Annotated in this window: 16 protein-coding genes and 1 pseudogene; 8 read left to right on the top strand and 9 right to left on the bottom strand. The window is 71.0% G+C overall.

Going from position 1 to position 13,029, the window contains the following annotated elements; all coding sequences use genetic code 11:
• Positions 1–204: 204 nt before the first annotated feature.
• The gene (locus tag AQJ91_RS27055; protein WP_067026676.1) at positions 205–546 is read right to left on the bottom strand and encodes a hypothetical protein; all 342 of its coding nucleotides are present in this window, start codon (positions 544–546) and stop codon (positions 205–207) included.
• A 128-nt stretch (positions 547–674) separates the two neighbouring features.
• Between AQJ91_RS27055 and AQJ91_RS50040 the strand changes: the two are divergent.
• The 3 genes and pseudogenes from AQJ91_RS50040 to AQJ91_RS27045 form a co-directional block, all read left to right on the top strand.
• Positions 675–812 (top strand): annotated as a pseudogene (locus tag AQJ91_RS50040) (undecaprenyl-diphosphatase); the annotation flags it as partial.
• Between the two features lie 19 nt (positions 813–831).
• On the top strand, positions 832–1,350 hold the full coding sequence (locus AQJ91_RS27050) for a DUF1877 family protein (protein ID WP_067026674.1): 519 nt from the start codon (positions 832–834) through the stop codon (positions 1,348–1,350).
• Between the two features lie 107 nt (positions 1,351–1,457).
• Positions 1,458–1,637: a hypothetical protein gene (locus AQJ91_RS27045; RefSeq protein ID WP_067026672.1), complete on the top strand. Its 180-nt coding sequence runs from the start codon at positions 1,458–1,460 to the stop codon at positions 1,635–1,637.
• Positions 1,638–1,647: 10 nt separating this feature from the next.
• Here the strand turns inward: AQJ91_RS27045 and AQJ91_RS27040 are convergent, their stop codons facing one another.
• The gene (locus tag AQJ91_RS27040) at positions 1,648–2,388 is read right to left on the bottom strand and encodes an SDR family NAD(P)-dependent oxidoreductase (RefSeq protein WP_067026670.1); all 741 of its coding nucleotides are present in this window, start codon (positions 2,386–2,388) and stop codon (positions 1,648–1,650) included.
• Between the two features lie 33 nt (positions 2,389–2,421).
• The gene (locus tag AQJ91_RS27035) at positions 2,422–3,033 is read right to left on the bottom strand and encodes a DUF4291 domain-containing protein (RefSeq protein WP_067026669.1); all 612 of its coding nucleotides are present in this window, start codon (positions 3,031–3,033) and stop codon (positions 2,422–2,424) included.
• Positions 3,034–3,125: 92 nt separating this feature from the next.
• Here AQJ91_RS27035 and AQJ91_RS27030 point away from each other — a divergent pair, with 92 nt between their 5' ends.
• Together AQJ91_RS27030 and lnt are read left to right on the top strand one after the other, a co-directional pair.
• Complete coding sequence (locus tag AQJ91_RS27030; RefSeq protein WP_067026667.1) at positions 3,126–3,626, top strand: nuclear transport factor 2 family protein; 501 nt, start codon at positions 3,126–3,128, stop codon at positions 3,624–3,626.
• Between the two features lie 71 nt (positions 3,627–3,697).
• Positions 3,698–5,263 (top strand): apolipoprotein N-acyltransferase, encoded by a 1,566-nt coding sequence (gene lnt, locus AQJ91_RS27025; RefSeq protein ID WP_067026665.1) that lies wholly within the window; start codon positions 3,698–3,700, stop codon positions 5,261–5,263.
• Here the strand turns inward: lnt and AQJ91_RS27020 are convergent.
• Both AQJ91_RS27020 and AQJ91_RS27015 read right to left on the bottom strand, forming a co-directional pair.
• Positions 5,187–6,092 (bottom strand): Gfo/Idh/MocA family protein, encoded by a 906-nt coding sequence (locus tag AQJ91_RS27020; RefSeq protein ID WP_067026663.1) that lies wholly within the window; start codon positions 6,090–6,092, stop codon positions 5,187–5,189. The two genes, lnt and AQJ91_RS27020, sit on opposite strands and share 77 nt — an antisense overlap.
• A complete protein-coding gene (locus tag AQJ91_RS27015; protein ID WP_234382997.1) occupies positions 6,089–7,186 on the bottom strand; it encodes an FAD-dependent monooxygenase in 1,098 nt (365 codons plus the stop codon). Before AQJ91_RS27015 ends, AQJ91_RS27020 begins: the two co-directional genes overlap by 4 nt.
• Between AQJ91_RS27015 and AQJ91_RS27010 the strand changes: the two genes are divergently transcribed.
• The 3 genes from AQJ91_RS27010 to AQJ91_RS27000 all read left to right on the top strand — a co-directional run bounded on the left by AQJ91_RS27010 (position 7,169) and on the right by AQJ91_RS27000 (position 8,913).
• Positions 7,169–7,696, top strand: a complete 528-nt coding sequence (locus tag AQJ91_RS27010) for a TetR/AcrR family transcriptional regulator (RefSeq protein WP_159054670.1) — start codon at positions 7,169–7,171, stop codon at positions 7,694–7,696. The two genes, AQJ91_RS27015 and AQJ91_RS27010, sit on opposite strands and share 18 nt — an antisense overlap.
• A gap of 42 nt (positions 7,697–7,738) precedes the next feature.
• The gene (locus tag AQJ91_RS27005; protein ID WP_067026661.1) at positions 7,739–8,251 is read left to right on the top strand and encodes a DinB family protein; all 513 of its coding nucleotides are present in this window, start codon (positions 7,739–7,741) and stop codon (positions 8,249–8,251) included.
• Positions 8,252–8,562: 311 nt separating this feature from the next.
• A complete protein-coding gene (locus AQJ91_RS27000) occupies positions 8,563–8,913 on the top strand; it encodes a hypothetical protein (protein ID WP_324618030.1) in 351 nt (116 codons plus the stop codon).
• 110 nt (positions 8,914–9,023) lie between these two features.
• On the opposite strand, the gene AQJ91_RS26995 is transcribed toward AQJ91_RS27000, so the two are convergent.
• The 4 genes from AQJ91_RS26995 to AQJ91_RS26980 form a co-directional block, all read right to left on the bottom strand.
• The gene (locus tag AQJ91_RS26995; protein ID WP_067026856.1) at positions 9,024–9,548 is read right to left on the bottom strand and encodes a hypothetical protein; all 525 of its coding nucleotides are present in this window, start codon (positions 9,546–9,548) and stop codon (positions 9,024–9,026) included.
• Between the two features lie 111 nt (positions 9,549–9,659).
• On the bottom strand, positions 9,660–10,343 hold the full coding sequence (locus AQJ91_RS26990) for a uracil-DNA glycosylase (RefSeq protein ID WP_067026658.1): 684 nt from the start codon (positions 10,341–10,343) through the stop codon (positions 9,660–9,662).
• A 136-nt stretch (positions 10,344–10,479) separates the two neighbouring features.
• On the bottom strand, positions 10,480–12,060 hold the full coding sequence (locus AQJ91_RS26985) for an ABC transporter substrate-binding protein (protein WP_067026656.1): 1,581 nt from the start codon (positions 12,058–12,060) through the stop codon (positions 10,480–10,482).
• A gap of 200 nt (positions 12,061–12,260) precedes the next feature.
• Positions 12,261–13,019, bottom strand: coding sequence for an SDR family oxidoreductase (locus AQJ91_RS26980; RefSeq protein WP_067026654.1), 759 nt, complete (start codon positions 13,017–13,019; stop codon positions 12,261–12,263).
• Positions 13,020–13,029 lie beyond the last annotated feature (10 nt).

Genomic DNA, 13,029 nt, shown 5'->3' with positions numbered 1-13,029 from the left:
ACCTGAGGCGACCGTGCACCCGACCACCGGCTACACCGCCCCGTACAGGCACGAGTGCCACAGCAGCGGTACCCCGGCGCGGGATCACCCGGCGGGCAGACGCAGAAACACGGCCAGCGCCCGCTGGGGTGCGGTGACCGCTGGAGCGCCTCCAGCGACCGCCAGGGCATGCAGGTCACCGCCGCACAGCTCTTCACGTGCCGATCAGCCCATCCGGGGCACGTTGTCGTCCTCATCGTCCCAGTCGGCCTCATACATCCTGCCCTTGCCGAAAATCTCATCCGGGCTGATGAGCGACCCAGGCGCGCACTGCGGCCAGTGCCTTGTCGGACAGTTTGGCCGCGGGTCAGGGGCCGGTTCCCCGCGACCACGAACGCCGGAAAGCGGCTGTACCTGCTTCGTCACGGCGGCAAGGAGTGGCTGGACGAAGATCGACACAGTCGCATCGCCGTGGAGACCCGCATGGGCCACGAGGTCGCCGGCATGGAAGGTCTCCACTCGCATGTTGCCCTGGCCATGGAGCAGGAGATTGCTGATTCGCTGCAAAGCAGGAGGCTGCGCCGTTCGTGGCCAGCGAAAGAGAGCACTGGAAGGTGCCATCTCCCACTGCTCTACCATTCGATCTTGAAAAGTGGTGGAAACCAGCAGGTCAAAGCCGCTCAGGACACGTCGACATAGTTTCGTTCATGAAGTTCATCTCGACCAAGAGCTTCATGCCGTTCGTCTGGTACCGCATCGCGCTGGGCATCGTGATCATCGTGCTGGTGATGACGGGCGCCCTCAGCCCGCATGCGGCGGAGTCGGCGGGCTGACGCACCGCCAAGTGCTCCCATGCCGCTCACCCAGCAGTTCGCCCGCGTCAGCCCGGAGTACCTGGACCACTGCCGCGACTCGGCTCTCGACTCGCCCGGTGCGGCCCCCGGCTGGCATCCACCGGCCGAGGATCTCCTCGACGCGAAATGGGCGGTATGGGGCCTCGTCCGGTACTGCCGCGCGACGGGCGCCGACGCGCACGTGATCGCGCTGCTCGACCGGGCGATCTCCGGCGACCCGGGTGGGGACGTCGGCTTCCTCGACCACGACGAGGTGTACGACGGTTTCGATGCCCCGCCCCAACTCCTCGCGCCTGCCGCCGTCGCGGAGATCGCCCACGCCCTCGACGCCGTCGATCTCGACGGCCTACTGGCAGACCTGCCGACCAACACCCTGGACGCGGCCGCCGGCTGCGGCTTCGACGGCGGGTTCGACGGGGACGTACGGAGCCATCTCGTGGAACACTTCGCCTCGATGCGGGAGTTCTACGGCGAAGCCGCGCGGCGCGGGCAGTGCGTGGTCGTCTGGACCGACTGAGCAGCCGTCAGCAGGGGCGCCGCGCCCGAAAATCCGTGACCAATCGCATACGTGATGAGTAGCCGTCCGGTAGCGCACCGTCAGTTCTTGCCCCTAGGCTGGTGCGCATGTCCCCCGATTCCATGGTCCCTGGTTCCGTGCGGTCTGCTGCCGCGGTGAACGAGCAGATCCGTGCGCTGTGGCTGCGCGCGGGCGGCACCCTGTCGGCTCAAGAGCGCGCGGAGTACGAGCTGTTGGTGGTCGAGTGGGCGGCCGCGATCCGCGGCGAGGTCATCGAGGCGGCCTGAGGTACCCGGCTCAGCGCCCGCCCGACACCCGGAGGACCGCTCCCGTCGTGTAGGACGCGTCCGGCGACATCAGCCATGCCACCGCCGCGGCGATCTCCTCGGCCTGCCCCGGCCGCCGTAGCGGCGTCGTCCCTGCCATCCGCCTCGCCCGGTCCGGGTCGCCCATCGCGGCATGCATCTCGGTCTCGATCACGCCGGGCGCGACCGCGTTCACCCGGACGCCGTCGGGGCCCAACTCCTTGGCCAGGCCCAGCGTCAGGGCGTCGACAGCCGCCTTGGTCGCCGCGTAGTGGACGTAGTCCCCGGGGCTGCCGAGGGTGGCCGCGGCCGACGACACGTTCACTATCACGCCGCTCCCCCGGGCCGTCATCAGCTGCGCCGCACGCCGCGCACACAGCAGCGTGCCGAGCAGATTGACGTCCACGACCCGGCGCAGATCCGCGGTGTCCGCGTCGGCGAGCCGCCCCAGGGGCCCGGTCACGCCGGCGTTGTTCACGAGGCCCGTCACCGGCCCCAGTTGCCGCTCGGCCGTCTCGAAGAGCCGCTCGACGTCCGCCTCGACCGAGGTGTCCACCCGTACGGTCACACAGCGCGCCCCGGCCTTCCGCACGCCGTCCGCCACCGCCTCCGCCGCCTCGGCGTCCCGGACGTAGCCCACGACGACGTCGTGCCCGTCCGCCGCGAGCCGCAGACAGGTCGCGGCGCCGATACCCCGGCTGCCGCCGGTGACGACCGTGACGGGACGTGTCATGAGTGCCTCCCACCAAGAAGATCACCGATCACTCTAGGCCCGCAACTGCGCCAGCCCGTCCTCGTCCAGCGGATACGGCCGCTCCTCCGGCAACATCCCGGCCGCCCGCTCCGGTTCACCCGCCCTCACGCGCGCGTGGATCTCCCTCGCCAGCGGCGTCACGTCCTCGATGCCGACGATCCACTCGTCCGCGTACCGCTCCGCCGCCTCCCCCGCGAGCCCCAGCTGCAACGACCGGTACGGCAGCGGGTTGAGGCGCAGATCGCGCTCCGGGTCCCACTGCACGCGTGTGGGCGAACGCCTCAGCTCCCGCTTCCAGGCGGCCTGGTTCTCATGCAGACCGCGCGCATAGTGCGACAGACACGCGTTCCGCAGCGCCCAGACGAAGCCCTCCCGGCTGATCTCGACGGCCAGCACGGTCTCCTGGCCCTCCTTCTCGGCCCAGCCGCAGCGGTACATCATCCACAGGAACGACGGCTTGATCCATGTCATGCGGTCACGCTTCCAAGAGGAGGGGAAGCGGCCGTTCCGGGCCGCGGGCCCGCCGATCCCGGGGTGGTACGCCTGGTAGACCGTGACCGTGGACTCCGTGTGGCGGGCACGGACACGGAACTCGGGTTCTCGCCGCTCGTTTTGATCGTTCACCGGAACAGGTTCCGTCCTCGGTCCCGCCCCCGGCCACCGAATATCCCCGCGCACCGCTTGGCGCGGCCCACCCCATGCCCAACACTGAACCCATGACGCAGCGTGTGGAGCTCGCCACCGTAATGGACCGGCTGGCCGTCGACGAGTTGATCACCGACTACGCGGTGGCGGTGGACGACGGGGACTGGGAGGCGTACCGAGGACTGTTCACCCCCGACGGACGGGCGGACTACCGCTCGGCCGGCGGGATCGAGGGGGACGCCGGGACGGTCGTCGCGTGGCTCGCGGAGAGTATGCGGCAGTTCCCGATGCGGCAGCATCTGATCGTCAACCGCCGGGTGCGCTTCGGGATCCTGGACCAGGACACGGGCGACACGGCCCGGGTAAGGGCCGACTACGTCAATCCCATGCGGTTCGCCGGTGGCAGTGGCGGCGATGGCAGTGGCTCGGGTGGCGCTCCCGACTTCGTGTGCGGCGGGCGGTACGCCTTCGGGCTGCTGCGGACGTACGACGGCTGGCGGCTGCGCGAGGTGGTCGTCGAGGAGAAGTGGCGCCGGGCACCCGCCCCGGCCACGACACGCATGATCGACTGAGCCGAGGCGCTCTGTCCCGTTGTCAGTGTCGGCGAGCACACTGGAAACACCACCGGGCAGGGAGGCGCCGCATGAAGACGATCAGCCACTGGCTCGCCTCCCCGTGGCGGCGCCGTGCCGCCGCCACGCTGGCCGGTGCGCTGCCCGTACTCGCCTTCCCCGCCCCGTCACTGTGGTGGTTCGCATATGTCGCCCTGGTGCCGTGGATCGCGCTGCTGCGCTCCGCGCCGAACGGGAAGCGGGCGGTGTACGACGGCTGGTGGGGCGGGTTCGGGTTCATGCTGGCGATGCACCACTGGCTCCTGCCGAACCTGCATGTCTTCACGTTCGTCCTCGCCGCGCTGCTGGGTGCCCTGTGGGCGCCCTGGGGCTGGCTGGTACGCCGGTTCCTGGCCGGGAAGCCGTCCCCGGGGCGGGCCGCGGGCGCCCTCGTCGTCCTGCCGTCGGGCTGGCTGCTGGTCGAGCTGGTGCGGTCCTGGGAGGGGCTCGGCGGGCCGTGGGGGATGCTCGGGTCCAGTCAGTGGCCGGTGGAGCCCGCGCTGCGGCTCGCCTCGGTCGGCGGGGTGTGGCTGGTCAGCTTCCTGGTGGTGGCGGTCAACATCGCCTTCGCCGTCCTGCTCCTGGTCCGCGAGTCGCGCCTGCCCGCGTTTGCCGGTCTCGTCACCACCGCCGTCGCGGCCTCCGCGGCCTGGGTGTGGTCGCCGCGCCCCGACACCGGCGACCGGGTCAGGATCGCCGTCGTCCAGCCGGGCGTCGTGCCAGGCGGCGACAAGCGCTTCGCACGCGAGGAGCAGCTCACTCGCGAGCTGATCGGCCAGGACGTCGACCTGATCGTCTGGGGCGAGAGCAGCGTCGGTTTCGACCTCCGCGAGCGGCCCGACCTCGCGCAGCGGATCGCCGCACTGTCCCGGGACACGGAGGCCCAGATACTGGTCAATGTGGACGCCCGGCGCTCCGACAAGCCCGGCATCTACAAGAGCTCCATCCTGGTCGGCCCGGACGGCCTGACCGGCGCCCGCTACGACAAGATGCGGCTCGTCCCCTTCGGCGAGTACGTCCCGGCCCGCTCCCTGCTCGGCTGGGCGACCTCCGTCGGCGAGGCGGCCGGCGAGGACCGGCGGCGCGGCTCCGAGAAGGTGGTGATGGACGCCGGGCACGGGCTGCGGATCGGCCCGATGGTGTGCTTCGAGTCGGCGTTCCCCGACATGAGCCGCCATCTCGTCGACGACGGCGCCGAGGTGCTGGTCGCCCAGTCGGCGACATCGACGTTCCAGCAGAGCTGGGCCCCCGAGCAGCACGCCTCGCTGGCCGCGCTGCGCGCCGCCGAGACCGGCCGCCCGATGGTGCACGCCACGCTGACCGGCGTCTCCGCCGTCTTCGACGCGAGCGGACACCGCCTGGGCTCCTGGCTCGGCACGAGCGAGAGCACCACCTCGGTCCACGAGGTCCCGCTCACGCGTGGCACCACACCGTACGTCCGGTTCGGCGACTGGCCGGCGCACGCGGCGCTGCTGATCGTCGCCGCCTGGTGCGCCACCGAGGGCCTGCGGACGCTGCGGCTCAGGCGGTCCGCTCCTGAACCGCGCGTACCACCCGCTCGCAGAGCTCATGGGTCGCCAGCGCATCCCGGGCGCTGACCACCTTGCCCGCGCGCACCGCGTCCAGGAAGGCCAGCACCGCCTGCTCGATGCCACGCTGCCGGGCCACCGGCACCCAGTCCCCGCGGCGCCGCACGGTCGGCTGGCCCTTGTGGTCGATCACCTCGGCGAGGTTGAGCACCTGACGCTTGGTGTCCTGCCCGGAGACCTCCAGGACCTCCTCCGCCGACCCGCTGAGCCGGTTCATCACCCCGAGCGCGGTGAAGCCGGCGCCACCGAGCTGGAGCACGACGTGGTGCAGCAGGCCGCCCTCGACGCGGGCTCGCACGGTCACGTCGTCGACCGGTCCCGGCGCCAGGAAACGCAGCGTGTCCACGACGTGGATGAAGTCGTCGAGGATCATCGTGCGCGGCTCTTCCGGCAGGCCGATCCGGTTCTTCTGCATGAGGATCAGCTCGCGCGGGTGATCGGCGCACTGCGCGTACCCGGGGGCGTAGCGCCGGTTGAAGCCGACGGCGAGGCTGACGTTCCGCCGCTCGGCGAGCGCCACCAGCCGCTCGGAGTCGGCGAGTTCGTACGCGAGCGGCTTGTCGACGTAGGCCGCCACGCCCGCCTCCAGCAGCCGCGTCACGATCTCCGGGTGCGCGGCGGTGGGCGCGTGCACGAACGCGGCGTCGAGGTCCTGGGCGAGGAGGGAGTCCAGGGTCGGGTGCCGCTGCTCCGCCGGGAGGTGCAGGCCGTCGGCGACCCGGTCGAGCGTCGCGGGCGTACGGGTCTGCAGATGCAGTTCGACGCCGGGCCGGCTGCCGAGCACCGGCAGGTAGGCCTTCTGCGCGATGTCCCCGAGTCCGATACAGCCGACCTTCACTGGCTCTCCTCCCGCTTGCCCGTGTCCGACACGACGGAAGCATACGGCTGCTGCGGGGGCCGCCAGTCGGCGATGCCGTCGAAACCGCGGAGGAAGAGCGCGGGTCCGGCCTTCGACAGTGCGGCGATCGCGGTGTTGCGTACGGCCATGGCGGCGCGGTTCCTCGTCATGTTGAGGCGCGCGATCCTGACGGCCTGGCGGGTGACGGCCGTCGTACGCGGGAGGCGGGCGGCGGTGTACGCGGCGAGGTCCTCGCAGATGGGGGTCCCCCCGGTCGAGCGAAGTCGAGAGTGGGGGAGGGCCAGCACGATCGCGTCCTCGATGGCCTGGTTGCCGCCCTGTCCGAGGGTCGGCGGCATGGCGTGCGCGGCGTCGCCGAGCAGAGCGACCCGGCCACGGTGCAGGGCGGGCAGCGGCTCGGCGAGATGGTGGACGTCGTGGCGCAGGACGTCCTCGGGGCGGGCGGCGGCGAGGACGGCGGGGATCGGGTCGTGCCAGTCGCCGTAGCGGCGCAGCAGCTCCGCCTTCTCGTCGGGCGCGCGCTCCCCGGCGGGGGCCATGGCGGCGCCGTACGCGTACACACGGCCGTCCTTGAGCGGGTGCGTGCCCCAGATGCGGCCCCTGCCCCAGGTCTCGTGCGAGGCGAACTCCACTCCGGGCAGCAAGACCAGGACGCGCCAGGTGGTGAAGCCGGAGTAGACGGGGCCGGGGTGGTCGGGGAACAGCTTCCGGCGTACGGCGGAGTGGATTCCGTCGGCCGCCACGACCAGGTCGGCCTCCCACTCACCGTCGGGGGTGGTCACGCGGGCCGGCCGGTCGCTGTCGCCGGGGTCGGCGAGGGTCGCCGCGGCGGCCGTGCGGACGGCGTCCGGCGGGAGCTGGGCGGCCAGCAGGCCGATCAGGGTGGCGCGGGGGAGCAGGACGAGCGGGCCGCCGAAGCGCTCGGCCGCCGCGGCGGCGTCAGAACGGGAGAGCCAGCGCCCGCCGGGGGTGCGCAGCCCGCCGTCGCCGACCCAGGCGGCGAGGTCGCGGATCTCGTCGCCGACACCGCGATCGCCCTGCTCGCCGAGCGCGGGATGCGCGGCCTGACGCACCGGGCGGTCGACGAGGCGGCCGGGCTCCCCCAGGGCTCGACTTCCAACCTCGCCCGGACCCGTCAGGCACTCCTGGAACTCGCGGTGCGGCGGCATGCCGACCGGGAGGCGCGGCTCCTCGCGCTGCATGAGATGCCGGACCCGCTCGGTGGCCTCGGCTCACTGGTGGACGGCCTCGCGCTGGCGGTGCACCGCACCCTGACCCGCAACCCCGAGCTGTTGATCGCCCGCTACGAACTGGCTCTGGAGGCGACCCGCCGCCCCGAACTGCGCGCCTTCTACGACGCGATCGGCGCCCGCTACCGCGACCAACTGACCGCCCTCGTCACGGCGCTGGGGTCGACGGATCCGGCCCGGCACGCGCTGTCGCTGATCGCCTGGTCGGACGGGCTGATGTTCAGCTGTGCGGCGGGATCCTTCAGCGCCGAGGTGCCGAGCCTGGCACAGGTGCGGGCGGGGCTGCGGGAGCTGCTCGGCGGGATGCTCGGCGACGGGCCCCACGCACCGTGAAAACTCCTGGTGAGATCGGGCGAGTTGGGAAAAGATGCGGGCATGACCACCCAACGCAGCGAGCCCGCCACCAACGCCGACGAGCGCACCATGCTGGAGGGCTGGCTGGAATACCACCGCCAGACCCTCGCGTGGAAGTGCGAGGGCCTGACCGACGCCCAGCTCAGAACCGCCTCCGTGGAACCGTCCGAGCTGAGCCTGATGGGGCTGGTGCGGCACATGGCGGAGGTGGAGCGCGGCTGGTTCCGCAAGGTGCTGGTGGACGAGGATGCGGGGCCGATCTACTACAGCGAGGAGGACCCGGACGGCGAGTTCCACCTCACCGAGACGGACACCTGGCAGGAGGCGCACGCCACCTGGCAGGCGGAGATCGAGACCGCCCGGCGCAACGCAGCCGACTTCGCCCTGGACGACATGTCCCGGGGCAAGAGCCGGCACACCGGCAACCGCTTCAACCTGCGCTGGATCTACACCCACATGATCGAGGAGTACGCCCGCCACAACGGCCACGCCGACCTGGTCCGTGAACGGGTCGACGGCGCCACCGGCGACTAGGACAGGCCTAGCCTGTCCCAGACGTCAGCCGCGGTCGTCGCGTGCCCTCCGTACGGGGACGTAGATCACCCGTGTGGGGCAACCTCCGTTTGTCCGCTGTCCCAAACGCGGCCGGACCCACCAGAGTTGCACGGGTGCATCGAACGACGACCACCGCAGCGCTCCTGGTCACCGTGACTGTCTCGGCCCTCTCCGGGTGTGTGACGGTCCAGCGCCCACCCGTGCCCGGCCCGCCGACTGCACCGGGCCAGCCGCCGGCACCGGGCCAGCCGTCGGCACCAAGGTCCGGCGGCCAGTCGGAACCACAGATCGTGCAGGCGCCGGCGAGAGAGGCCCTGGAGCTGATCGGGCCCTCCCGCCACCCGGACCCGACACCCCCCGACGCGCGTGGCCGCTCCGCCGGGGACAGGTCACCGGAACGGAACCCGCCCGGCCACTCCCACGCCCACCCACGCCCCGCCCACCCGAAACCCGACGGCCCCAAGGCCAAGGTCCCGCAGCAGCCGCAGGTCAAGGTCCCCGACGTCTCGGAGTCGGTCCGCAAGGACGTCGAGAAGAACGTCCAGAAGAACGGGGACGTGTGCGCGATGGGCAAGAAGCACGGAGGCTGGCAGGCGGACAGCGCCGAGGCGACGATCTGCCGGCAGACGTACGGCCGCTGACGCGGGCCATCGTGCCACTGGCCACTTGGGGCGCCGCCCGTCCCGAAGAGAGCGGCACCCCGCCGGCGCGGGCAGGCGGCATGCCCCCGCCCCAGCGCACAGCACCTCCGCTACGGACGCTGCCGGGGCGGCCCCCACACGCCCCCGCCCGAGGCCCCGCCCTCCCCCAACCGCAGCTCGAGCCGGCTGATCGCCGCCCGCACTCCGTCCCCGTACCTGTCGTCCCCGAGCACAGCCGCCGCCCCCCGAGCCCGCCGCACATGCACCCGCGCGGCCTCCGCGCGCCCGAGCTTCACATAGTCGGCCGCCAGATTCAGATGCAGCGACGGATACAACGCCCGTACGGCCACCGCACCCGCGGAGGACTCACCGCACCCCTGGCCCGTGAGTTCCTCCGCCGCGGTCAACGCCCGCAGATCCCAGGCCAGTTCGTCACAAGGGTCGTCCTGCGTGTCGGCCAGGTAGTGGGCCAGCGTGCACCGGTGCAGCGGATCGCCGTCCTCGCCCAGCTCCACCCACAGATCCAGCAGCCGCCGCCGGGCCTCCTCCCGGTCCCCCGCATGATGCAGCATGACGACCTGCCCGATGCGCGTCAGCACGGCATCCGGCACCGCCTGCTCCCGTCGCTCCGCCACCGCGCCCTCCGGCCACTCGTCGGCTGTCGCCACCGACGCTAACCGGGCACCACCACATTCCCCGTCAGGCGGCACCGGGCCGGCCCGCCAGGGACCGGCCCGGCGCACGGGTCAGCCGAGGTCGGGGATCTGCCAGTCGATCGGGGTGTGGCCCTGCTGCGCCACCGCCTTGTTGATCTGCGTGAACGGGCGGGAGCCGAAGAACTTCTTCGCGGACAGCGGCGAGGGGTGCGCCCCCTTCACCACCACGTGCCGCGTCTCGTCGATCAGCGGGAGCTTCTTCTGCGCGTAGTTGCCCCAGAGGACGAAGACCGCGGGGTCGGGGCGGCCGGCGACCGCACGGATCACCGCGTCGGTGAACTTCTCCCAGCCCTTGCCCTTGTGGGAGTTCGCCTCCCCGGCCCGCACCGTGAGCACCGCGTTGAGCAGCAGGACGCCCTGCTGGGCCCACGGCATCAGATAGCCGTTGTCCGGGATCGTCGTGCCCAGCTCCTCCTTCATCTCCTTGTAGATGTTCCGGAGGGAGGGCGGGGTCTTCACCCCGGGGCGGACCGAGAAGCACAGACCATGGCCCTGGCCCTCGCCGTGGTACGGGTCCTGGCCGAGGATCAGCACCTTCACCTGGTCGTACGGCGTCGCACCCAGCGCGGCGAAGACCTCCTCGCGCGGAGGGTAGACGGGACCCTTCGCCCGCTCCTCCTCGACGAACTCGGTGAGCTCCTTGAAGTAGGGCTTCTGGAGCTCCTCGCCCAGGACGCCGCGCCAGGACTCGGGCAGCATGGCGATGTCGGTCACGTCAACTTCCTCCGGTGTGCGCTCACTTCACGGCCGCAGAAAGCATGCGTCCGTGCGCGGCCGCGCGCGGGGGCACGGCCGACTTCAGAGCACAGAACCTACAGGCGCCCACTGACAACCGTGCCCGGAAGCGGGGCTACCAGCTGGTCTTCCAGGACAGTGCCCACATCCCCATCATCGTCGCCGGGTCGATGGACTGCTCGGCACCGGCGATCTCCTCGTTCGCGGCCAGGTAGATCTTGCCCTGCCACAGCGGCAGCAGCCGGGCGTCGTCCACCAGGATCTGCTGGGCCTGCTCGAACTCCTCGGCCACGTCCCCGCGGTCGCTCTTCCGGCGCGACTCGGGCAGCAGCTCGCCCGTGATCTCGGGTGCCTCGTACGGGGTGCCGAGCGCGTTCTGCTTGCCCACGAAGGGTGCGACGAAGTTGTCGGCGTCGGGGAAGTCGGGGAACCAGCCACGCCCGAACACCTGGTACTCGCCGTTCTGGTAGCCCTCCGCGTAGGTCTTCCAGGGGCGGCTCTTGAGCGTGACGGTGAACAGGTCGGAGGCCTCGAGCTGCCGCTTCAGCTCCTCGAAGGCCGGCTTGGTCGTGGAGCCGTAGCGGTCGCTGGTGTACCAGAGGGTGAGCGGGACGCGTTCGGTGATGCCCGCGTCCTCGAGGAGCTGCTTGGCCTTGTCCGCGCTGGGGCCGCCGTAGTCGTCGAAGAAGCCCGTGGTGTGCCCCACCAGGCCCCTGGGGATCATGGAGTACAGCGGCTCGACGGTGTCCTTGTAGATGTTGTGGGCGAGCGCCGGCCGGTCAATGATCTGGGCGACGGCCTTGCGGACCGCGAGCTTGTTGGCCCACGGGTCCTTGGGGTTGAAGACCAGGTAGCTGATCTCGGTGGTGGGGTTCTCCACGAGCTGGAACCCCTCCTCCTCACCCTTGGCCTGGATGTCCACGATGTCCGAGGCGCTGAGACCGCGGTAGATGACATCGATCTGCTTGGCCTTGAGGGCGCCGACCAACTCGGACGATTCCCCGAAGTAGCGGATCGTGACGGAGTCGTTCTTGCGGTCCGCGATTCCCTTGTACTTGTCGTTGCGGACGAGCTTGGCCTCCTTGCCCTGCTCGTAGGACTCCAGGGTGTACGGCCCCGAACCGCCGATCTTGCCGTCCTTGCGGAGCGAGTCCGCGGGGTACTCCTCGGGGTCCACGATCGACATGGCGGGCGTGGACAGCACGAAGGGGAAGGTGGCGTCGGGCTGGTTGAGCTGGAAGACGACCTCACGGTCGTTCTTCACCCGCACCCGGTCGAGGCTCCCCAGCAGACCGGCGGGGCCGCCGTTGACGTTGATGGCCATGACCCGGTCGATGGAGTGCTTGACGGCCTGGGCGTCCAGCTCGTGCCCATCGGAGAACTGCAGACCCTCACGCAGCTTGCAGCTGTACACCATGCTCGAGCTGTCCGTGAACTTGCAGCTCTCGGCGGCGTCGGGCTCCAGCTCGGACGCGCCGGCGGAGAAGTTCAGCAGGGTCTGGTGGACGTTGCGGAACAACTCCCAGGAGCTGTCCCAGGCGGCCGCCGGATCCAGCGTGCTGGGAGTGGCGGTCGTCCCCACGACGATCGGATTCCCGTCACCAGAGGAGTCCGAGGAGAAAACACCGCATCCGGCGACCAGGGTTATGGACGTCATCGCCCCCAGTTGACGCAGGTATCTATCCCGCTTGAACACGCGCACCATCCTCGATCGGCCATACCACAAGGCTGGCCAGACGATACCGCAGTGTCGTAACGCTTGTGCTGCCGCCCTGGCAGGCGCTTGATCAGCGAGTATGTCCCTGCGGTGTCGAAACGGTGTTTTTCCTCCGTACGGCCTCACGGGCGGGCGCCCAGGCGGTCGCGGCCGGGCCGCACGGGCGCCCACCGCCGCCGTCAGCCGACGCCCGCGTTGAGGAAGATGCCGCCGTCCACCACGAGAGTCTGGCCGGTGATCCAGTCGGACTGCTCCGAGGTGAGGAACGCGGCGGCGCCGCCGATGTCGGAGGGCACGCCGAGCCGGCCCAGCGGGTAGGCCGCGGCCGCCTCCTCCTCCCGGCCCTCGTACAGGGCCTGCGCGAACTTGGTCTTCACGACGGCCGGGGCGATCGCGTTGACCCGCACCTTGGGCGCGAACTCGTGCGCGAGCTGGGCGGTCAGGTTGATCAGGGCGGCCTTGCTCACGCCGTACGCGGCGATGAACGGCGAGGGCGCGATGCCCGCGACGGAGGCGATGTTGACGATGGCGCCGCCGTTGTCCTTCTGCCAGGCGTGCCAGGTCTTCTGCGCGAAGCCGAGCGCCGAGATCACGTTGGTCTCGAACACCTTGCGGGCGACGTTCAGGTCGAGGTCGGCGATCGGCCCGAACACCGGGTTCGTACCGGCGTTGTTGACCAGGAAGTCGACGCGCCCGAAGGCCTCCATGGTGCGCTCGACGGCGACGGCCTGGTGGTCCTCGTCGTGCGCCTTGCCGGCCACGCCGATGACCCGGTCCGCGCCGAGCTTCTCGACGGCCTCCTTGAGGGCGTCCTCGTTGCGGCCGGTGATGCACACGCGGTCACCGCGGGCGACCAGCGCCTCGGCGACGCCGTAGCCGATACCGCGGCTGGCGCCCGTGACGAGCGCGACCTTGCCGGAAAGTTCCACCGAAGTCATGTTCCTGATC

The sequence above is a fragment of the Streptomyces dysideae genome, from assembly GCF_001514305.1.
Taxonomy (GTDB): domain Bacteria; phylum Actinomycetota; class Actinomycetes; order Streptomycetales; family Streptomycetaceae; genus Streptomyces; species Streptomyces dysideae.
Note: the sequence above shows the minus strand (reverse complement) of the source record. Positions and strands in the feature narration are given on the sequence as shown.